The 19,158-nt window shown below is 63.5% G+C and carries 19 protein-coding genes and 1 tRNA gene; 18 read left to right on the top strand and 2 right to left on the bottom strand.

Annotated features, from left to right (window positions below; genetic code table 11):
- Positions 1–27: 27 nt before the first annotated feature.
- From ACZYVJ_RS07445 to ACZYVJ_RS07430, 4 genes are all read left to right on the top strand, one after another.
- Positions 28–1,236 carry a cytochrome P450 gene (locus ACZYVJ_RS07445; RefSeq protein WP_463830419.1) on the top strand — a complete coding sequence of 403 codons (1,209 nt, stop codon included), beginning with the start codon at positions 28–30 and terminating at the stop codon, positions 1,234–1,236.
- A gap of 125 nt (positions 1,237–1,361) precedes the next feature.
- Positions 1,362–2,798 carry an adenylate/guanylate cyclase domain-containing protein gene (locus tag ACZYVJ_RS07440; protein WP_463832887.1) on the top strand — a complete coding sequence of 479 codons (1,437 nt, stop codon included), beginning with the start codon at positions 1,362–1,364 and terminating at the stop codon, positions 2,796–2,798.
- Between the two features lie 367 nt (positions 2,799–3,165).
- On the top strand, positions 3,166–3,411 hold the full coding sequence (locus ACZYVJ_RS07435) for a hypothetical protein (protein WP_463830418.1): 246 nt from the start codon (positions 3,166–3,168) through the stop codon (positions 3,409–3,411).
- Between the two features lie 994 nt (positions 3,412–4,405).
- On the top strand, positions 4,406–4,705 hold the full coding sequence (locus ACZYVJ_RS07430) for a hypothetical protein (RefSeq protein ID WP_463830417.1): 300 nt from the start codon (positions 4,406–4,408) through the stop codon (positions 4,703–4,705).
- A gap of 87 nt (positions 4,706–4,792) precedes the next feature.
- Here the strand turns inward: ACZYVJ_RS07430 and ACZYVJ_RS07425 are convergent, their stop codons facing one another.
- A complete protein-coding gene (locus ACZYVJ_RS07425; RefSeq protein ID WP_463830416.1) occupies positions 4,793–5,308 on the bottom strand; it encodes a hypothetical protein in 516 nt (171 codons plus the stop codon).
- 657 nt (positions 5,309–5,965) lie between these two features.
- Here ACZYVJ_RS07425 and ACZYVJ_RS07420 point away from each other — a divergent pair.
- From ACZYVJ_RS07420 to ACZYVJ_RS07380, 9 genes are all read left to right on the top strand, one after another.
- Positions 5,966–6,283 (top strand): hypothetical protein, encoded by a 318-nt coding sequence (locus ACZYVJ_RS07420; protein WP_463830415.1) that lies wholly within the window; start codon positions 5,966–5,968, stop codon positions 6,281–6,283.
- A 71-nt stretch (positions 6,284–6,354) separates the two neighbouring features.
- Entirely contained in the window at positions 6,355–6,882 is a 528-nt protein-coding gene (locus ACZYVJ_RS07415; RefSeq protein ID WP_463830414.1) for a DUF2510 domain-containing protein, read from the top strand.
- Between the two features lie 64 nt (positions 6,883–6,946).
- Complete coding sequence (locus ACZYVJ_RS07410) at positions 6,947–7,264, top strand: hypothetical protein (RefSeq protein WP_463830413.1); 318 nt, start codon at positions 6,947–6,949, stop codon at positions 7,262–7,264.
- A 144-nt stretch (positions 7,265–7,408) separates the two neighbouring features.
- A complete protein-coding gene (locus ACZYVJ_RS07405; protein WP_463830412.1) occupies positions 7,409–7,816 on the top strand; it encodes a hypothetical protein in 408 nt (135 codons plus the stop codon).
- A gap of 54 nt (positions 7,817–7,870) precedes the next feature.
- The gene (locus ACZYVJ_RS07400; protein WP_463830411.1) at positions 7,871–8,263 is read left to right on the top strand and encodes a hypothetical protein; all 393 of its coding nucleotides are present in this window, start codon (positions 7,871–7,873) and stop codon (positions 8,261–8,263) included.
- Between the two features lie 11 nt (positions 8,264–8,274).
- Positions 8,275–9,225, top strand: a complete 951-nt coding sequence (locus tag ACZYVJ_RS07395; RefSeq protein ID WP_463830410.1) for a hypothetical protein — start codon at positions 8,275–8,277, stop codon at positions 9,223–9,225.
- Positions 9,226–9,338: 113 nt separating this feature from the next.
- Complete coding sequence (locus ACZYVJ_RS07390) at positions 9,339–9,824, top strand: hypothetical protein (RefSeq protein WP_463830409.1); 486 nt, start codon at positions 9,339–9,341, stop codon at positions 9,822–9,824.
- A gap of 2 nt (positions 9,825–9,826) precedes the next feature.
- Complete coding sequence (locus ACZYVJ_RS07385; RefSeq protein WP_463830408.1) at positions 9,827–10,240, top strand: hypothetical protein; 414 nt, start codon at positions 9,827–9,829, stop codon at positions 10,238–10,240.
- A gap of 201 nt (positions 10,241–10,441) precedes the next feature.
- Positions 10,442–12,238 carry an ATP-dependent nuclease gene (locus tag ACZYVJ_RS07380; protein ID WP_463830407.1) on the top strand — a complete coding sequence of 599 codons (1,797 nt, stop codon included), beginning with the start codon at positions 10,442–10,444 and terminating at the stop codon, positions 12,236–12,238.
- A gap of 150 nt (positions 12,239–12,388) precedes the next feature.
- Here the strand turns inward: ACZYVJ_RS07380 and ACZYVJ_RS07375 are convergent.
- Positions 12,389–12,461, bottom strand: a tRNA-Arg gene (locus ACZYVJ_RS07375).
- 127 nt (positions 12,462–12,588) lie between these two features.
- Here ACZYVJ_RS07375 and argS point away from each other — a divergent pair.
- From argS to thrB, 5 genes are all read left to right on the top strand, one after another.
- Entirely contained in the window at positions 12,589–14,241 is a 1,653-nt protein-coding gene (argS, locus tag ACZYVJ_RS07370) for an arginine--tRNA ligase (protein WP_463830406.1), read from the top strand.
- A 56-nt stretch (positions 14,242–14,297) separates the two neighbouring features.
- Entirely contained in the window at positions 14,298–15,656 is a 1,359-nt protein-coding gene (lysA, locus tag ACZYVJ_RS07365; protein WP_463832885.1) for a diaminopimelate decarboxylase, read from the top strand.
- 3 nt (positions 15,657–15,659) lie between these two features.
- Positions 15,660–16,982 carry a homoserine dehydrogenase gene (locus ACZYVJ_RS07360; protein WP_463830405.1) on the top strand — a complete coding sequence of 441 codons (1,323 nt, stop codon included), beginning with the start codon at positions 15,660–15,662 and terminating at the stop codon, positions 16,980–16,982.
- Positions 16,979–18,061, top strand: coding sequence for a threonine synthase (thrC, locus tag ACZYVJ_RS07355; protein WP_463830404.1), 1,083 nt, complete (start codon positions 16,979–16,981; stop codon positions 18,059–18,061). Before ACZYVJ_RS07360 ends, thrC begins: the two co-directional genes overlap by 4 nt.
- An 85-nt stretch (positions 18,062–18,146) precedes the next feature.
- Positions 18,147–19,091 (top strand): homoserine kinase, encoded by a 945-nt coding sequence (gene thrB, locus ACZYVJ_RS07350; RefSeq protein ID WP_463830403.1) that lies wholly within the window; start codon positions 18,147–18,149, stop codon positions 19,089–19,091.
- Positions 19,092–19,158: the final 67 nt, after the last annotated feature.

Here is a 19,158-nt window from a genome sequence, read left to right as displayed (position 1 = left end):
AGCAGGTGGTCCCCTCGAGGAGGAGACATGACGACTTCGAAGTTGATCTTCGACCCGTTCTCAGACGAATTCTTCACCGACCCATATCCGACCTACCGACGGATGCGAGAAGAGGCACCGCTCTACCACGACGAAGAGCACGACTTCTATGCGCTGACCCGCCACACAGACGTCGCCGCGGCGTTTAAGGATCACCAGACCTATTCGTCGGCGCGCGGAATAGACCTGGGGATGGTCAAGAACGACGATCTGCCAGACGAGGCCAAGTCGATCATCTTCATGGATCCCCCGGAGCATCGACGGATGCGCAGCCTGGTCAACAAGGTCTTCACCCCGCGGGCGATCACCGCACTGAAAGATACGGTCACCGACCTGATCGAGCACTACCTATCCGAGGTGGACGCCGCAGAATTCGATGTTGTCGCCGACTTCTCGGCGTTGTTTCCCGTCGAAGTAATCAGCACGATGCTTGGTGTGCCGCCCGAAGACCACCAGAAAATCCGCCACCTGGTCGACAGGTCCTTGCGTCGCCAACCGGGACAAGTCGAGATGGACGAATCAAACTGGCAAGCCGTCACCGAGCTCGGCGTGTTCTATTTCGGCCTGATCCAGGAACGGCGGGAACGACCGCAGGACGATATGATCAGCGGCCTGATCGCGGCGAGGGTTGAGCGTGACGACGGTGGGACTACCCGGCTTGATGACGTCGAGATCGCCGGATTCTTAACCCTTTTGGGTGGTGCGGGCGCAGAAACAGTCACCAAGCTGGTTGGCAATGCGGTCGTGCAGTTCGCGCGCAACCCAGACCAATGGCAAAAGCTGCTCGACGATCGCAGCAAGGTGCCGGCGGCGGTGGAGGAGGTGTTGCGCTACGAGGCGCCCGCGCAATACAACGTGCGCTATTCGCTGCGAACTGTTCATCTGCACGGTGGCGCAATCCCCGAGGGCAAGCCGGTGTTCCTGGTAGGCGGCTCGGCCAATCGCGACTCCGAAGCGTTCACCGACGCCGACAAATTCGACATCGAGCGGGACCGGAACCAGGCGCAGAACCTGGGTTTTGGCTATGGCATCCACAGTTGCCTGGGCGCCGCGCTGGCCCGTCTGGAGAGCTCAATTGCGCTGGAGAAGTTGCTGGACCTGATGCCACGCTACGAGGTGATCTGGGACCGTTGCAAACGAGTAACCATGCAGAACGTCGCCGGATGGTCGAACGTTCCGGTGCGCGTGCTGCCGTGAGCGCGCCGCATCGCTCAGCAGATCCTCAACTGATGCCCACGCACGATGGCACGGTGACCATGACAACGGGGCAGCCGCCGGGGGATGCAAGTAGCCGCGGTCTATCGACCCGCTACGCGACCGGCCTGGTACTCGCCCACATCGTCGCCCTCACTCAGTCCGCGGCCATCTTGATACCGCTCAGCGGCCACACCACCAGCGGCGCACAGGCTTATCTCACCCCGCGCAACGTGATCCTAGCCGTGGCGTTGGCGCTGCTCGGAACTATCGTCACGGCCCTTGGCGCCCTGGCCAATTTGGCGCTGACGCTGCGCTGGTACATCGCGGGCAGCGAACCGAATCCTCGCCAACGACGTGGGGCACTGAGCCTAATCACTCGCCAATCGGTGATGATGGCAGCGACGTGGGCGGTCGCTGGCGCGACCTTCATCCTCGTGAATCGCGATGGCGGCCTGGCTTTCGCAGTGCCCTGCCTCCTGGGTACCGCAGTGGGGGCAAGCGCGGCGGCCGGAACGGGCCTTCTGCTCACCCAAAGAACGCTTCGGCCCGTGATAGTCGCCGCCAGTGCAGGATCTGGGCAGGGCGTGACGGCACCAGGCGTGCTCGCGCGCCTCGTCATCATGTGGTTGTTGTCTGCTGGTCTGCCGCTCGGGGTGATCGCGGTAATCGTCACGGTTCAGCCCCGTGGCTGGGTCATTGAAAAAACTGCGCCGGTTGGTATTCCGGTGCTGGTGGTTTCGCTTGCTGCGGCGTTCTTGGGGTTACCGATCATGATTTTAATAGCCCGATCAATTTCGGATCCGGTCTGCGAAGTCGTCGATGCCATGGCGGATATCGAACACGAGCGCTTGGGGGCCTACGTCGGGGTGTACGAGCGCTCTGAAATCGGCCGGCTGCAGCGCGGTTTCAACCGGATGGTCGCCGGCCTCGCCGAACGCGAGCGTTTACGCGACCTGTTCGGCCGCCACGTCGGTACGAACGTCGCCCGCCGCGCAATTGAACAGGGCGCATCACTGACAGGAGACGTGCGAGAAGCGGCGATCTTGTTCATCGACTTGGTAGGCTCCACCCAGTTGGCGTGCACTCATCCGCCGCAGCAGGTGGCAGAAGTGCTAAACGACTTCTTTCGAATCGTGGTTGATGCGGTCGATAAGCGGGACGGGCTGATCAACAAGTTTGAAGGCGACGCCGCTCTCGCCGTCTTCGGGGCGCCTCTTCGAGTCGACGGAGCGGCGTCGGCAGCGCTGGCCACTGCACGCGAGTTAGCCGACCACTTGCGCAAGCTGCCGGTAGCTGACTTCGGCATCGGCGTCTCAGCCGGGGCCGTGTTCGCGGGAAATATCGGCGCCGAGAATCGCTACGAGTACACGGTGATCGGTGACCCGGTCAACGAGGCTGCCCGGCTTGCGGATCTCGCCAAGACCTCCGATGAACGCATGCTGGCTTCGGCCCCGGCCATCGAGCGCGCTAGTCAAGAGGAAGGCCAGCATTGGGTGTCGCGTGGTAGCGAGCTACTGCGGGGCCGCTCTGAAGCCACCGAAATCTACGCGCTCGCCGGGTAGTATGTCCAGCTTGGCTGCCAACAGCCTCCGGGGCCCGTGAGGCGCGGCGGGCGCGGAGGCAACACAGTATGAGCGCCGGCCGATCAGCCAACCTACCCGAGATGCCCTGGGGCCCAAGCGCGCTCGGTGAGAGCGCCTGCGTGCAGCACCGGCCCTGTCGGTAGAGGTGACGAACGGATCCTCGCTGAGCGTGCCAACGGACGGACATTTCAGGCGATCACCAATGGACTCATGGCCGACGGGATTCTCACCGCCCGAGGAATGGCACCTTGGTATCCGGCCACTGTCAAGGCGGTGGTAGAGAGCGAAAACGCGGCGGGCTCGATGAGCGGGTGACTCGGACTTCGGGAGGGTCGTTACTCCGAAGTTGGCACAGTCAAACTTGGGTATCGTCGACGACTGCATCTCGCTGGATCGGCCGGTGTTTAGTTGGCGACCGTATCCGAATTGCCGTGGCAAGCCGGCGTTGACCGCCCGGACGTACCGGTCCCAGTTGTTGTACCGGTGGGATATCTACTACCGCACGATTGTTGGTGACGTGCTTTTGCCCGTCGGTTACGCGGCGACGTCGCCGATCCCCGTCATCGACTATTTGGCGACCCACCCGCAGTGAGAATCTGCCAGTCCACAACCAGACGGCACCACCTTCTCTGAGTTCGTCGGGGCCGCGCTCGCAGCTCTCGGCGTCGGCGCGGCGAACACTGGTACACCGCCATGCATTTTCGGCAGGGCGTGTTGATGCCATCAACACCTTTCGCGTATCCGCAGGTCATTTCGCGTCATTTGGCGTCGTTTCGGGTGGGGAAGGCCGTTATTTCCGCAGGTCAGCGCGATTTCTACGACGGGTTCGATTCCGGGCAGCTCCATGCGCGCTGAGTGCATGGTTCCGGCCTTTTTGCGAGCATGTATCAACATCCCATCAACACCCATGGGCACCTTGAACACGCCTTGCGGGTCGAAGGCTCGCCGCCGTTATGCCTTCGAAGCGAGTGGTGGTCGTGCCATATTGCTCATGTCATCCGAAGCGACAAGCGAGCCAGAGTTTTAGCCATGGACGATAACAATGCCGATTTCAAGACGTACTCGCTTTGCGGAGGTCGCGAAGATGATCCTGCCGGACATGGCCGACGGCGTGCGCTGGCTTTCACGTCGCTTGAACAATGGCGAGCTGTCTGAATACCGCGCAGGACGTGCTTGGCGAATGACGCGCGAAGATGTCGCAGACCTGATCGAGCGCCAACGGAACCGTTCAATAGGGCGTAACGGTGGGGAGGTGCTGCGGACCAAAGTGTCTGGCTTGACGCCGACGTCGCGTCGGCGGCGGAGCGCGGCGAGTCGTGATCGACGCCGTCGGACACCTGATCTCACCGACAGGACTTGAAAGGTTCGGCGACGCGCAGCAGGCCCAAATCCCTGCCAGCGCGCGAAAGCGCGATGGCCGCGCCGGGCTGCCCCCCGGGGTCCACCCCCTACCGGGGGCCGGTCGCCGCACATGGCCGAAACGGCTAATTCTGCTCTGTACGTTTTCCAGGAATTACGCCCACACGGGCGACGCGATCTTCTGAGCTGCGGGTATCCGAGAGCAACTTCCGAGTACAGTTCTGAGCATGGCTTACGGCATCTCTCCGGGCACGCGAGACATCCTGTCGCGGAGGGATATTGAGTCGATGTCCATGGTCGAACGAAAGGTTTATGAAAACCGGCTCCGTCGAGTCGCCGACCGCCGGGGGTACCGGCTGGAGAAGTCGCGCCGCCGCGACGACCGTGCTATTACGTTCGGCCTGTACCGGCTAGTTGATCTCTTGACTGGCAACATCATCGGAGCGGGTCTCCTCGACCAACCTCCGGGCGGATTCGGGTTGGAACTGTCGGACGTAGCCGCCAACCTCTTCGACGATCACGAGTGAGAAGCTTTCAGGGCTGACGGCGTTGGCGGACCGATGTTAGGCGGGAACGTTTTGGGGGACTGAGCCAAATGGCTCAGTCACTAGCTCTTACTCTCCGGCCCCGTTGGCTTCGACCTCGCGGCATTGCGTCGCCACCGCAAGGTGAGCTTGGAAGATCGGGTATTCGCCCCGCTCGTCGACAGGGGTGTTGCACCAGTGCCATTCGTCAGAAAGATCCCACTCCTCAACGGCTTTCAGCGCCGCGACGACCTCGGTGTTCAACCCCGACTCTGGCGGTATCTGGTCGGCGGTGATCACGCCGGCCTCGATTGCGTCCAGGCAGGCGATGAACCACAACCGCAGTTGCCACGATGGACTCCAATAGTCAAACCGCTCAAGGGGCTTCGGGTTATCGATGTTTGCGATGGCGGTGTCAAGGTGGTCAGCCAACATGAAGTCCCAGTCGCCGGTCCATTTGACCTCGGACTGAATGCCGTTCGCGTCGACCCAGCCACTGCGGGCCGTGTAACGTTCTGCCTTGCCGCCGCCGACCGCGATGCGGACCAGCTTGGTGGCGTATTCCGGCCGCGCGTCAGCGTAGTAATTCCACCGCTCATTGGTCATTGAATCCCCTCCACCAGGTGCAACACCCACGCGAGGTTGTCTATTTCGCCATCGTCGAGGGTCAGCAGCCGGTCCATCCTGCGCAATGCAGAAACCCTCGACCGCGCTGCATCGCCGCGATGATGCGGGCGACTCGGAGAAGTAGCGAAGGGGCCGGCAAACCCAGCCAGCCGAGGGCGTTCTTTGATTATGCGGACGTTGAGGGCGAGAACGTCTAGACGTTTCTGGGTGAAGTGCCCCCGAGTGAAAACCGGCCCCCTGATGGGCGCGGGAAGATTTTAAGGCGAAGCTGATCGGTGGATTCAGAGGTGCTGCGGGCGAACGGTGTGACCGCACTCCAGTAGGTAAAGCTCACCCATCTCGCGGGTGACTGCCCGAGCCACGCCACATATGGGGCAGTAGACAGTCAATTCAGGTAGTTCATCGTCTTGGGCCACATTGCGGAGCGTAAGGCTTGCGCGCTTTTTTACAAGGCGAATGGTGAGAAAACCACCCGCAGCGCGAGCCAATTGCAATATTCTGCGTTGCGGATCGCGACGAATTGAATCAAGGGGGAACAAGACTTTGCGCAGACCTTCGGTGGCGTTGAGCATCGCGGCAGCTGCAGCCGCACTGAGCGCCTGTGTTCCGGTGCCCGACAAGAACTATCACGGGTCAGTGAGTGGCAGTGAGGCACCCAGCAGCACCGTTTCGGTGCCGGCTTACCCGGTCACCATCAATGGCAACGGCGAGCAGGTAAAGACAGCCGACCTGGTGGCTCACGGCTACACCGTCACCTACCAGGCAACTAGTAACTGCCTGATCGTGTCACCGGTGCAATCCGACGGTAGTGACGGCTCCGCCGTGGTCAACACATGTGCTCACGGTGATGCGCCGGCCAGCGGGACCACCACCTACCGCGGCACTGGCCGGACCACGTTCCACATCAGCAACACGGATGGACCGTGGAGTCTGACCTTCACACCGCTGTCATGACCGGCATCCGAACTGCCGTACGGCGTCGGCCACTTGCCGTCGCCTAACTGGTTGGCGAGAAGGGGCCGCTCGTGGACACCGGAACGGTGCTATTCGTCTGGCTACTCTGTGCAGTCGTCGGGGCCGCAATTGCGAGGTCAAAGAATCGCAACTGGGCCGAAGGCTTGGTGCTCGGCGGCCTGCTGGGCGTGATTGGCATAATCATCGAACTTTGCCTACGCTCGCTAGGCCCCGGCCTGCCGCCATCCGGCTGGTACCCAGACCCCGAGGGAAGCGGCAGCCAGCGATACTGGAATGGCAGAGAATGGGCCGACTTGCCGCCGCGCAAGGTGAACACCAGCGAGCCGCAAGCACCGATTACCCCGGCCGCGACCAAGAAATGTCCTGACTGTGCCGAAACAATCCTTGCCGCCGCTAACGTCTGCAAGCACTGCGGCTTCCGCTTCTCGGTTCCCGAACCCGAGACGGCGATGACTCCGCGTGGCAAGTCCACCAAGGTGAGGTGCCACCACTGCCAACATGTGCAGACAGTTCCACAGAGCGAGTCCTCATTCGTCTGCGAGCAGTGTGACGCAAAACTGAAACGCCTAACAACGTAGGGGAAAGCAGACAATGGACAATACTCACCGCCGAATTCATGCACGGTGGACGCGGCCGGCACTAGTGCGGCTGCTCGGGATCAGTGCTGCTGCGGTCGTTTTCGCCAGCCCAGCCGCCGCCGATGACGGCCGATACCTGGCAGACCTGAAGCAACCCGGCATGGTGCATCCGGCGATGTCCGATCAGGACCTGCTGGTCGAGGGGCGCTACGTCTGCTTTCTTGTCGGCAAGCAAGAGGTGACCTCAGGCCAAGCCAAGCAGTGGGTGGTCGATGATCTGAGCATGCGGGGTCTGCCCTCCGACATGGCCACCGGGGGGACACTGGTGCATTATGCGCTTCACGACCTGTGCCCGAATGCGCCCAACAGTGATGGAATCTGAGCACGTCGCTGGCGTATCGCGAATTGTGCCAAAGTGCCTGCGGCGCGGAACAGTTCGGTTTAGGGTGCTTCCAAATCTGGTACAAGAGTTTGGGGGCTGGTCCGCCGCGCCCAGCGACCGTCGTGGGATAGGGACAGATCGAGGATGAGTATAGAGAAAGCCGTCACTGTCGTCGGGTGGGTCATCGTCGTACTGGCCGCCGCGTGGGCCGCTTTCCTGTACAAGGCGATATTCTTTAGCGACAGCGGCGACCTTTCGGTTCCTCACGTTTTCCTGTTCGTGGCGATTAGCGCTGTGTCCGTCGGCTTCTACTTTGTGCCCCACAATCGTTGCCGCCTACAGAGACATCCCCAATGTCGGGTCGGTGGCTTGATTGCGCTCATGCCGATGATCGGCGACAGCCTCAACGTGCTGCGGTTGGCGCGCGTCGCCAGGGTGCTGCACCTCGGACGGCACGCCACCCATCACGTGGGTCACCTGCGGCACCACAGTCCGATAACGCGCGCGGCATATGCGCGTGTCCTCCGAATTGCTGTCGGCGCCTCCGCGTAGGTTCCGCGATATGGACGACACCTGGACCGATCGCGACCGTCCCGTTCTCGTGCCGTGGTGCAGGCGTATGACGAGACTGGCCGACACCTCACCCGCGCAAGCGATGTTGAACGCAGAACCGGGATCGATAAAGACACCGTGCAGCGAGCACTCCGCGCACTGCAGACAGTTCCCTTTTTTGAGGAGGGTTCCACCGCGATGGGCGGCGTGATCGTCGCCGTGGGACCGCCGATGGGTAACGCTTACCAGGTGGCCGGTGCATGGCCAACACCTGAAACTCAGCTGGAACGGTTGATCGCCGCGCTGGAGGCAGTGGCTGCAGACGAGACGCGCGACGACCCCGAGCGGAGCAAAGCCAAGCAAGCCGCATTGTGGTTGGGCGACACCTTGTCGAAGATCGCTATCGGCGCACTCGGAGGTGCCGGCGGCCACATGCTGTACAGCTAAGGGCAGGTCCTGTGTCTGACGCCTCGCTGTTCGTCTCGATCTGTAGCGCGACCTTCACCGGCGGCGGCCTAGTTGCGCAATACCTCCTCTACCGCTTCAACGGCGCTCGATTGAAGGTACAGCTCGTTTTCTGTTTCCGAGCGGACTGGGGCACGACGATGAGCGTCACAGGTTCGCGCAAGAGAATCAACTTCGACAAGATGCGCAAGGAACGCCACATCGACCTCGGAATCGAATACGCGAAGGTGCGGGTCACCAACATTGGCCGTACCCCGGTTTCGGTCGAGAACATCTCGTTCGACCTCGGTCACGAGCGGTGGTTTCGGCGATGGCGAAGCACCGTAGTGCCCATGCTCTTCATCGACCCCAACGACCAGCCGGCAGCGAAAGTAGACCTTCTGGCTCCCCAGCGGCTCGACCCCGGCGAGAACATCACCAGGTCTTACCACCTGTGGCCAACACTCGGGAATCCCGATCAATTCAAGCACCGCAAGTTTCGCAGGCTGGTGGTGCGCGGCTCTGCGCAAGCCGTTGGCCGCAGGGCGACCCGTTCCCGCCGTCGGGATGCATGGCGATACCGGAAAGGCGAACTCTCTACCTTCAACAACATTGCCACACCGCCTCCCGAAATCCGGGTGTACAGGGCGCTATGGCAGCACAGCTACAACGAGAAGTCCCAGACGAATCCAGTGTGGTACCACCGCGAGATCATCAGCCTGCTCGAAGAAGGCAAGAGCCACGAAGAACTACGGATACATATCGACGAGCTGAACACCGACCCAAATACCGGACAGCCCAAACCCTTCCAGGCAAACCATATGGTCGCGTACGACGCTTACCACGCTTTCCATAAGACCTCGGCCCACCCCCTATGGCCCGATGTGCCCCCGCCGGCAAAGATCGGTTGGCGCGAACGGACGCACAGAATCATGTGGGGGCACAGGGAGGACACCGACGCCTGAGTCGCGAACCGGCGTGGCTTCTCCGCGCAATCCAACCCAGGTTAGGCGCCGCGGTGCTTAAGGCCCGTGAGCTCGCCCCTGGGCGTACATCCTGTCCACCTTAAGCTGGATGGATGGAGCGCGAACCGGAATACATCTCAGCTCGGGCGTGGGCCGAACATGGGTCAGCGCCGAAATGGGAAGACCTCGACGAGGAGACGCGTAGCCGGATTACGCAACAGCTGACCGTCATCAACCAGCAGCTGGCCGAAACGGTGAAACCCGTCATCGACGCGTTAACCGCGACAGTGTTGCCAGCAGTGCAGAACTACGCGGACTTCATGTCATCGGTGACCAAGTACACCGCGCGTATAACTGCTTTCGTTCGCCGGTGGGTGCCGAATTGGTCTGCCGACGTTGACCCAGAGGAGGCGTGGGATATCACGCAGGAGGGCATCCCTTTGGCGTTCGTGCCCCGTGCCGAGATTGTCGAGGAATTAGTCGCGGCGCGCGACCGTGACGAACGCCGCGAAATTGTCCTGCGGTCGAAGACCGCATCCTTGAGGACTGTCGGGCCGCGCTTGTGCTGGACGAAGACGACCGCATCCCAGAGTCGATAGCGATGCTAGAACCGCTGCTGGTCGAGGTATTCGAAGTGCTAGAGACTGGCCGCGTAGCTTCCGCTTGTTCACTCGGGTGCAGCGTTATCGACTCCGCGTTGAGAAGGACCGAGGGCAAAAAGTTCGACTACAACAGAACCCGATCTAAAACGATCACGACGAAACGACAGGAAGCCATCGCCAAGGGGGCCTTTCGCGTCAGTTTGGCCTTCCAGCCGTTGCACTCCCTGTTCGAGTCCTGGGAACCTGGCAGGCCCATCCCACCGATGCCGTCGCGCCACGTCGTGGCTCACTGGTTGGCACCGGAGCACGCATCAGAGACGGACGCGATCGTCATCGCAATGGTGGCCACCAGTTTGTTCCTAGGTCTGGTTGAGCGTGAGATCGCTGCTGAACTAATCGAGAAAGCGTCCTGACGCCTCCCAATCCGAGCGAGGGGCTACTGCCTAGGCTGACCTGCACGCGCTGCAGAGACCGTCCTCGTTCAACTGAGGCCAGTTAATCCTCCCAACAGCTCTCGCACACTGGTGGTCGCGCTTCCCTTCGTCGCTGAGCTGTGTCTACCATCCCCCGGCAGAGACTTCATCGAGGAACTCGAAGAGCGGACGGAAAGACAAATGCCGACTGACGAAAATGCCGCTGCTGGCACGGCGGAGAACTTTGGCTTCGAAATCCGCGGTTTGAGGGTAGGTGACGGCGAGCTGCTCGATCTGCCTGGCCCAGGCAACGTGATCGCGGTCGTCGGAGGAAACAACGTCGGCAAATCGACGCTGCTCCGGCAGATCAAGGAGATCCTGCAGTCCCAAACACTCACACGTACAACTGGTCCGCGTGTTGTAACCGAGCTGAGCGAACCGTGGCGAGGCTCTGCAGCTGACATGCAGGAGTGGGTGCTCGCCCACAGCTACCACAGCCACACTCAGGACGGGACGTTGGTCATCACGCGGGGAGGGCACGGCCAAACGTTGGGCGACGCGATGACAACGCGCAAGAATCTGACCCCCACCTTCATCGCTGACTGGTTTGTCAATGACCAAAATGCGCTCAGCCGCAGCTATATGTGCGCTCCGTCAGAACGTCTTGATCCTGTCGGTTCGCCTCCGCAACATCCGATGCAAGTCCTGCACACTGACCTCTCGAAGCGGAAAGAGGTGCAGGAGTTCGCGAAGCGGATGTTCGGTATCATGCTCCACTTCGACGCCGTTAGTAAAAAAGTCGGGTTCCGCGTGGGTGATCCTGGCGTCGCGGTCCCTCAGGTGGATCAGATCGATGTCGTCTATGCGAACGCTGTCGCGGAGCTGCCAGAACTGTTGGAGCAAGGCGATGGGATTAAATCTTCATTGGGCTTAGTCCTGCCATTAATGACAACTGACTACCCGGTCTCCCTCATTGATGAACCCGAGGCTTTCCTCCATCCGCCTCAGGCGCGGATCATCGGAAGCGAAATCGCTTCTCTCGCAAAGGAAAATCAGGCACAAGTCTTTCTCGCAACACACGACAAACATGTGCTGGTGGGACTGGTCGAGAGCGGAGAGCCCGTCACAATCATCCACCTGTCCCGTACGGGCGACGTAACTACCGCGACGCTGCTCAGCAACGACGATGTAGGCGAACTTTGGAAGGACGTAACGCTGAGATACGGTGACGCGCTCGACGGCCTTTTCCATGGGGCTGTGATTGTGACCGAAGGCGACAGGGACTCGCGTTTCTATCATGCATCGATCGACTCGGTCCAAGATGCACAGGACCCGAAACCGGCTGCACACAACGTGATGTTTCTTGGTGGCAACGGAAAACAGAACATGGCCCCGATTGTCACTCGCCTCCGCGGTCTCGGGGTGCGCACCGTGAGTTGTCCCGATCTCGACGTTCTCAATAACGAGGGGCTGATAGCCAAACTCGTTGAGGCGCATGGCGGCAACTGGGACGACTTGAAGCAGCTCTACAAACAGGCCACAAGTGAGTTCAAGGGAACACCGCAGCCGCCCACCGTACAGGAGGTGAGGAAGCGGCTCGAAGAGGTACTCGACAAGACGGCGGACGATGAAACCGTCACTGAGAAGCTCGCAGAGAAACTTGCCGACGCGGTCAAGATTCCAAAAACTAAGTGGAGTGAACTCAAAGACTACGGGGACCGTGCCTTCAAGGCGGACAAGGAAGCCGCAAAGGCGCTCCTTGATGCGCTCGACAAACTCGGCATCGTCGTAGTGAAGGTCGGAGTGCTAGAAAACTTCGCGAAAGACATCACTGCGCCGAAAGGACCGGAATTCCTCCCCATCGCGCTCGGGGCCAAGGTCCACGAGAACCACGATGCGGCATTGCACGCGAAGCGGTTATTGGCCGCCGCAGGCGTCAAAACCGATTCCGCAGAGTCCACCGGCTCAAATGACGCAGCCACCGAAACAGGTTCGTGACCTCGATCGAGTCTCCGGTCTCGCATCGGGCTCGCGGTTGAAGTTGTATTGGGTGGTGGCCAGTAGTTGCCTCCCCTACGTAATAGCCACTAGATCGCCAGCGACTCGGTAGGATGGTCAGAAATACGCTCTGACCTCCCGTCAAGCCTGTGCCCCCGGCAGGATTCGAACCTGCGGCCTTCTGCTCCGGAGGCAGACGCTCTATCCCCTGAGCTACGGGGGCGCACCGACATACCTGTTGCGCCATGGGGCTTTCGAACAAGCACCGACAGACTAACGCATTGCGGTGGCCGCTCCGCCACCGCAATGGATTCGAGGCGCGGGCACCCCAGCCAATAGGATGGACGCTCGTGACCCCCGCTGACCTGGCTGAGCTGCTCAGAACCACCGCCGCCGCGGTGCTGGCCGAGCGCGGGCTGGATGCTGCCGCGCTGCCGCAGACGGTCACCGTGGAGCGTCCCCGCAATCCCGAGCACGGCGATTACGCCAGCAACCTGGCACTGCAGTTGGGCAAGAAGGTCGGTGCCAACCCCCGTGAGCTGGCCGGATGGCTTGCCGAGGCGCTCGCCCAGGCCGACGGGATCGCGTCGGCGGAGGTGGCCGGACCCGGCTTCATCAACCTGCGCCTCGAGGCGTCGGCACAGGCCGTCGTCGTCAACAACGTCATCGACGCCGGCGACCGCTTCGGACATTCCGACGCGCTGGCCGGCCGCAACATCAACCTGGAGTTCGTGTCGGCCAATCCGACCGGACCGATCCACATCGGCGGGACGCGCTGGGCCGCCGTCGGCGATGCGCTGGGCCGGCTGCTGTCCACCCAGGGCGCCGACGTGGTGCGCGAATACTATTTCAACGACCACGGCGCGCAGATCGATCGGTTCGCCGCCTCACTGGTCGCCGCGGTCAAGGGCGAGCCCGCCCCGGAAGACGGCTACGCGGGCGCCTACATCAACGACATCGCCGCCCAGATATTGCAGAAGGCGCCCGACGCGCTGAGCCTGCCCGACGCCGAGATGCGCGAGACGTTCCGCGAAATCGGTGTCGACCTGATGTTCACCCACATCAAGGAGTCGCTGCACGAGTTCGGCACCGACTTCGACGTCTACACCCACGAAGACTCGATGCACACCAAGGGCCTGGTCGAGGAAGCCATCGGCAGGCTGCGCGAGACGGGCAACATTTACGAAAAGGACGGCGCAACATGGTTGCGCACCAGCGCCTTTGGTGATGACAAGGACCGCGTCGTCATCAAGAGCGACGGTAAGCCGGCCTACATCGCTGGCGACATCGCCTACTACCTGGACAAGCGGCAGCGCGGCTTCGACCTGGCCATCTACATGCTCGGGTCCGACCACCACGGCTACATCGCCCGGCTCAAGGCCGTGGCGGCGGCGTTCGGCGACGACCCCGCCACCGTCGAGGTGCTCATCGGTCAGATGGTCAACCTGGTCCGCGACGGCCAGCCGGTCCGGATGAGCAAGCGGGCCGGAACGGTGATCACGCTGGACGACCTCGTCGATGCCATCGGCGTGGACGCCGCGCGCTACAGCCTGATCCGCTCCTCGGTGGACACCCCCATCGACATCGACCTCGCGCTGTGGTCCTCGGCGTCGAATGAAAACCCGGTCTACTACGTGCAATACGCGCATGCCCGGCTCTCGGCGCTGGCCCGCAACGCCGCCGAATTGGGCCTGATCCCCGACACCGGGCACCTCGAGCTGCTCAGCCACGACAAGGAGGGGACGCTGCTGCGCACCCTCGGCGAATTCCCGCGGGTGCTCGACACGGCGGCGACGCTGCGCGAACCGCATCGGGTGTGCCGGTACCTGGAAGACCTCGCCGGCGACTACCACCGGTTCTACGACGTGTGCCGGGTCTTGCCGCAGGGCGACGAGCAACCGACCGATCTGCACACCGCGCGCCTGGCGCTGTGCCAGGCGACCCGCCAGGTGATCGCCAACGGCCTGGCGATACTGGGCGTCACGGCTCCGGAGCGAATGTGAACGTTCACCCCGCCGGTCCTCGGCACGCCGAAGAGACCCGCCACGCCGAAAGCCCGCTGCGGCCGCAATCCCCCGAGGAGTTGCTGCTGTTGGCGCCAAATGTATGGCCCCGCAACGTCGCTCGCGACGAAGCCGGCGTCGCCAGCATCGCTGGCGTCACGGTGACCGACCTCGCCCAGGAGTACGGCACCCCGCTGTTCGTCATCGACGAGGACGACTTCCGGTCCCGCTGCCGCGAGATCGCGTCGGCCTTCGGCGGCGGAAAGAACGTGCACTATGCCGCTAAGGCGTTCCTGTGCAGCGAGATTGCGCGCTGGATCGACGAAGAAGGTCTGTCGCTGGACGTGTGCACCGGCGGCGAGCTGGCGGTCGCGCTGCACGCCAACTTTCCGCCCGAGCGGATTACCTTCCACGGCAACAACAAATCCGTCGCCGAACTGACGGCTGCGGTCAAAGCCGGTGTCGGCCACGTCGTGTTGGACTCGATGCTCGAGATCGAGCGTCTCGACGCCATCGCGGGGGAGGCGGGCATCGTCCAGGATGTCTTCGTTCGCCTCACCGTCGGTGTCGAGGCGCACACCCACGAGTTCATCTCCACCGCGCACGAGGACCAGAAGTTCGGGTTGTCGTTGGCCAGCGGCGCGGCTCTGGACGCGGTCGGGAAGGTATTCGAGACTCGGCACCTGCGACTGGTGGGCCTGCACAGTCATATCGGTTCGCAGATCTTCGATGTCGCCGGCTTCGAGATCGCCGCGCACCGGGTCATCGGGCTGCTCCACCAGGCCGTCCAACAATTCGGTGTCGAAAAGATCGCGCAGATCTCCACCGTGGATTTGGGTGGCGGACTGGGCATCTCCTATCTCACCGCCGACGATCCGCCGCCGATGGGCGAGCTGGCCGGCAAGCTGAGCGAGATCGTGCGCAACGAGTCGGCGGCCGTCGGGCTGCCGACCCCGCGGCTGGTGGTCGAGCCGGGACGGGCCATCGCCGGGCCCGGCACCATCACGCTCTATGAGGTGGGCACCGTCAAGGATGTCGACGTGAGCGCCACCGCGCACCGGCGCTACGTCAGCGTCGACGGTGGCATGAGCGACAACATCCGCACCGCGCTCTACGACGCGCAGTACGACGCCCGGCTGGTCTCGCGGCTCAGCGATGCGCCGGCGGAGCTGGCCCGTGTCGTCGGAAAGCATTGCGAGAGCGGCGACATCGTGGTGCGCGACACCTGGGTGCCGGGAGACCTACGGCCGGGCGACCTGATCGGTGTCGCCGCCACCGGTGCCTACTGCTATTCACTGTCGAGTCGTTACAACATGATCTGCCGCCCCGCCGTCGTCGCGGTGCGCGACGGGCGCGCCCGCCTGGTCCTGCGTCGTGAGACGGTCGACGATCTACTGAGTCTGGAAGTGAGGTGAACTGTGCCCCGTGACGAAAAGCCGGTCGGTGTAGCGGTACTCGGATTGGGCAACGTCGGCAGCGAAGTTGTCCGAATCATCGAGGACAGCGCTGATGACCTCGCCGCCCGTGTCGGCGCGCCCGTGGTGTTGCGCGGCGTCGGAGTGCGCCGCGTCGCGGCGGACCGCGGTGTCCCCGTCGAGCTGCTCACCGACGACATCGAAGCACTCGCCGCTCGCGACGACGTCGACATCGTGGTGGAACTGATGGGGCCGGTGGAGCCGTCCCGCAAGGCCATCCTGTGCGCACTCGAGCACGGGAAATCGGTCGTCACGGCGAACAAGGCGCTGTTGGCCACCTCCACCGGCGAGCTGGCGCAGGCCGCCGAAAGTGCGCATGTCGACCTGTATTTCGAGGCGGCCGTCGCGGGCGCCATTCCGGTGATCCGTCCGCTGACGCAGTCGCTGGCCGGCGACACGGTGTTGCGGGTCGCCGGGATCGTCAACGGCACCACCAACTACATCCTGTCGGCGATGGACAGCACCGGCGCCGACTACGACACCGCGCTGGCCGAAGCCGGCGCGCTAGGTTACGCCGAGGCCGACCCCACCGCCGACGTCGAGGGCTACGACGCCGCAGCCAAGGCGGCGATCCTGGCGTCCATCGCCTTTCATACCCGGGTGACCGCCGACGACGTCTACCGCGAAGGCATCACCAAAGTCACCCCGGCCGACTTCGAATCGGCCCGGGCGCTGGGGTGCACCATCAAGCTGCTGTCCATCTGCGAGCGCATCACAACCGATGGCCAGGAGCGGGTTTCGGCACGCGTCTATCCCGCACTCGTGCCGTTGTCACATCCGCTGGCCACGGTCAGCGGCGCCTTCAACGCGGTGGTGGTCGAGGCCAAGGCCTCCGGCCGGCTGATGTTCTACGGTCAGGGCGCCGGTGGCGCGCCGACCGCATCCGCGGTGGCCGGCGACATGGTGATGGCCGCGCGCAACCGGGTATTGGGCAGCCGCGGGCCGAAGGAATCCAAGTACGCCCAACTGCCCATTGCCCCAATGGGTTTCATCTCCACGCGTTACTACGTCAGCATGAACGTCGCCGACAAGCCCGGCGTGCTGTCCTCGGTGGCGGCCGAATTCGCCAAGCGCGAGGTCAGCATCGCCGAGGTCCGTCAGGAAGGCGTCGCGGACGAAGGCGGCCGACGGGTCGGGGCCCGCATCGTCGTGGTCACCCACAGCGCCACGGATGCCGCGCTGTCCGAAACCGTGGACGCGCTGGCCGATTTGGATGTCGTGCAGAGCGTCACCAGCGTGCTGCGACTGGAAGGGACCACCCTATGAGCGCCCCGCGCACCGCCGTCCACAAGCCGTGGCCCGGGCTCATCGAGGCGTATCGGGACCGCTTGCCGGTGGGAGACAACTGGACCCCGGTCACCCTGCTCGAGGGCGGGACCCCGTTGATCGCGGCGGGCCGGATCTCGGAAAAGACCGGCTGCAGCGTTCATCTCAAGGTCGAGGGCCTCAATCCCACCGGCTCATTCAAAGACCGGGGCATGACGATGGCCGTCACCGATGCGCTGGCGCGTGGCCAGCAGGTGGTGTTGTGCGCGTCGACCGGAAACACCTCGGCGTCGGCGGCGGCCTACGCGGCGCGCGCCGGTATCACCTGTGCGGTGCTGATACCGCAGGGCAAAATCGCGATGGGCAAGCTGGCGCAGGCGGTCATGCACGGCGCCAAGATCATCCAGATCGACGGCAACTTCGACGACTGCCTCGAGCTCGCCCGCAAGATGGCCGCCGACTTTCCGACCATCGCGCTGGTCAACTCCGTCAACCCGGTGCGCATCGAGGGCCAGAAGACGGCGGCGTTCGAGATCGTCGACGCGCTGGGGACCGCGCCCGACGTGCACGCCCTGCCGGTCGGCAACGCGGGAAACATCACCGCGTACTGGAAGGGATACACCGAGTATCACCACGAGGGCCTGATCGAGAAGTTGCCGCGCATGCTGGGCACGCAGGCGGCCGGCGCGGCGCCGCTGGTGCACGGCGCGCCCGTCAAGAATCCCGAGACCATCGCGACCGCGATCCGTATCGGCGCACCGGCGTCGTGGACGGCGGCCGTTGACGCGCAGCAGCAATCGAACGGCCGCTTCCTGGCCGCGACCGACCAAGAGATCCTCGCCGCCTATCACCTGGTGGCGGAGTCCGAAGGCATCTTCGTCGAACCCGCCTCAGCGGCCAGCATCGCGGGGCTGCTCAAGGCCATCGACGACGGCTGGGTGGCCCGCGGGTCGAAGGTCGTGTGCACGGTGACCGGCAACGGCCTCAAGGACCCCGACACCGCGCTGCGGGACATGCCGGTCGTGACACCGCTGCCGGTGGACCCGGTCCTCGTGGTCGAAAAGCTGGGGCTGGCCTAGTGGTGACCGCAAGCGCGGCGAAGCCGGGCGCAGCGGGTCGGCGCGTGGTGGGTCGCGTGGTGACCGCAAGCGCGGAAGGCTGTTGATGACTCCGATGCTGCCCGCCGGGCTGGTGGCCAGCTCCGTGGTATCGGCGTCCAGCGCCAATCTTGGGCCCGGCTTCGACAGCATCGGTCTGGCACTGAGCCTGTACGACGAAATCATCGTCGAGACAACCGATTCCGGCCTGGGCGTGCTTGTCGAGGGCGAAGGCGCGGGCCAGCTGCCAGTGGGTCCCGAACACCTGGTGGTGCGCGCACTGGAGTGCGGGCTGCGGGCCGTCGGGGTCCGCGCCCCGGGCCTGGTGGTGCGCTGCCGCAACGCCATCCCGCATTCGCGCGGCCTCGGCTCTTCCGCAGCGGCCGTAGTCGGCGGCCTGGCGGCCGCAAACGGCCTTGTCGCACAAACGGATTGGACGCCGCTCAACGCAACCCAACTGATCCAGCTGTCCTCGGACTTCGAGGGTCATCCCGACAACGCCGCGGCCGCCGTGTTGGGTGGCGCGGTCGTCTCGTGGGTCGACCGCACCGGCGATCGTCCCCAGTACGCGGCGGTGCCGCTGCGGCTACACCCCGATATCCACCTGTACTCAGCGATTCCCGAGGAACGCTCGCTCACCGCCGAGACCCGCGTGCTGCTGCCCGCGCAGGTCAGCCACGAGGACGCGCGCTTCAATGTCAGCCGCACCGCGTTGCTGGTGGTGGCGCTCACCGAGCGCCCCGACCTGCTGATGGCGGCCACCGAAGATGTGCTGCATCAGCCGCAGCGCGCGTCGGCCATGCCGGCCTCGGCGGAATATTTGCGCCTGCTGCGACGTCATAGGGTGGCAGCAACGTTTTCCGGGGCAGGGCCATCGCTGATCGCGTTAACCACAGCGGCGGAGCTACCCCCGGAAGCAGCGGAGTACGGCGAGGCCAACGGATTTGCCATCACCGAGATGGCAGCGGGCGAACCAGTTCGCTGGAGTGCCGGAGTCACCGTAGTCGGTTGATCTACAGCGTGGCCGGAGCGTTTGCTTGCTTCCGGCAAGGATGGGGGCTATCCTCGGACGCGTCCAG

This window comes from Mycobacterium sp. IDUB_3 (assembly GCF_055419585.1).
The sequence above is the reverse complement of the archived record's forward strand: the minus strand, read 5'-3'. Positions and strand labels throughout refer to the sequence as shown.

Coding starts and splice junctions, on each gene's coding strand:
- ACZYVJ_RS07445 (WP_463830419.1), top strand. CDS start 28: ATGACGACTTCGAAGTTGATCTTCGACCCGTTCTCAGACGAATTCTTC.
- ACZYVJ_RS07430 (WP_463830417.1), top strand. CDS start 4,406: ATGGCTTACGGCATCTCTCCGGGCACGCGAGACATCCTGTCGCGGAGG.
- ACZYVJ_RS07425 (WP_463830416.1), bottom strand. CDS start 5,308: ATGACCAATGAGCGGTGGAATTACTACGCTGACGCGCGGCCGGAATAC.
- ACZYVJ_RS07405 (WP_463830412.1), top strand. CDS start 7,409: ATGAGTATAGAGAAAGCCGTCACTGTCGTCGGGTGGGTCATCGTCGTA.
- ACZYVJ_RS07390 (WP_463830409.1), top strand. CDS start 9,339: ATGGAGCGCGAACCGGAATACATCTCAGCTCGGGCGTGGGCCGAACAT.
- ACZYVJ_RS07385 (WP_463830408.1), top strand. CDS start 9,827: ATGCTAGAACCGCTGCTGGTCGAGGTATTCGAAGTGCTAGAGACTGGC.
- ACZYVJ_RS07380 (WP_463830407.1), top strand. CDS start 10,442: ATGCCGACTGACGAAAATGCCGCTGCTGGCACGGCGGAGAACTTTGGC.
- thrC (WP_463830404.1), top strand. CDS start 16,979: ATGAGCGCCCCGCGCACCGCCGTCCACAAGCCGTGGCCCGGGCTCATC.
- thrB (WP_463830403.1), top strand. CDS start 18,147: ATGACTCCGATGCTGCCCGCCGGGCTGGTGGCCAGCTCCGTGGTATCG.